This window comes from Pontibacter sp. HJ8 (genome assembly GCF_054824225.1).
On the sequence record NZ_JSYF01000664.1, the window covers coordinates 1 to 936 of the forward strand.

A 936-nucleotide genomic window follows, 5' to 3' on the forward strand; every position below is an offset into this window, starting at 1 on the left:
CTTTAAGTTGTAAACTATCCTTTAAAACGACTTCCGGATTGCTAATATTTGTACAGTGATTCGCTCCTTTTCCAAGTTATGAAAACATTCATGCGCTTTCCAAGCCTATGAAAACATTTAAGCTACCCGTACTAACAACCCCTTAGTCCAGCATTAGCCTTTGCCTTTCAAGGAGAGAGTTAACGTCAGGACTACCTGAAAACAAACCCGTTAAGAACAAAAAGACGAGTAAAAGCTTGTCGGTGCTTTCGCTCGTCTTTTTTGTCGTATTATCATATTTTAGGTTAAACTATAAACAAACCAAGGCGTAAAAATTAGAAAAGGCTGACTTTTTTTGATTTGAATACGAGCGTTTTGTTTCACCATAACTGAAAGGAGATAATACTATGAAGCCCATGAAAAGAGAGCGTAATGGCGAAAGCCTGGCTCCCAAATCTTTTTTTACAGATTTCTTCAGCGATGTGGATCGCTTCTTTGAAAACGATCTGTTTCGGATGCCTGCCCAGATCGGGCGCCAGATGATGCGGAATATGCCTGCTACCAATATCCGCGAGAGCGAAAGAGATTTCACGATTGAGGTGGCTGCACCGGGCATGGCTAAAGACGATTTCAACATCGATATAGACGAAGGTATGCTGACGATCAGCAGCCAGAAAGAAGAAGACACAACAAGAGAAGAAGAAAACTTTACGCGGCGGGAGTATAACTACAGTTCCTTCAGCCGCTCCTTCCGGTTGCCCGAGTCCGTGAATGCTGAGGAGATAAAGGCACGTTACGAAGAAGGCGTCCTGAAGATAAACGTACCGAAGCGAGAAGAGGTGAATGCCGGCAACCGCAAGCGGATAAACATTGAATAACCGGCCAGGTATAAACAAAAAGGGGAGGCTGAGTGCCTCCCCTTTTTGTTTATACCTATACCTATACCTATACCTATAC

1 protein-coding gene is annotated in these 936 nt (G+C 43.4%); it reads left to right on the plus strand.

Translation table 11 applies throughout. The features are described from left to right. Positions 1 to 395: 395 nt before the first annotated feature. Positions 396 to 857, plus strand: coding sequence for an Hsp20/alpha crystallin family protein (locus OB13_RS20725; protein ID WP_461492087.1), 462 nt, complete (start codon positions 396 to 398; stop codon positions 855 to 857). Positions 858 to 936: the final 79 nt, after the last annotated feature.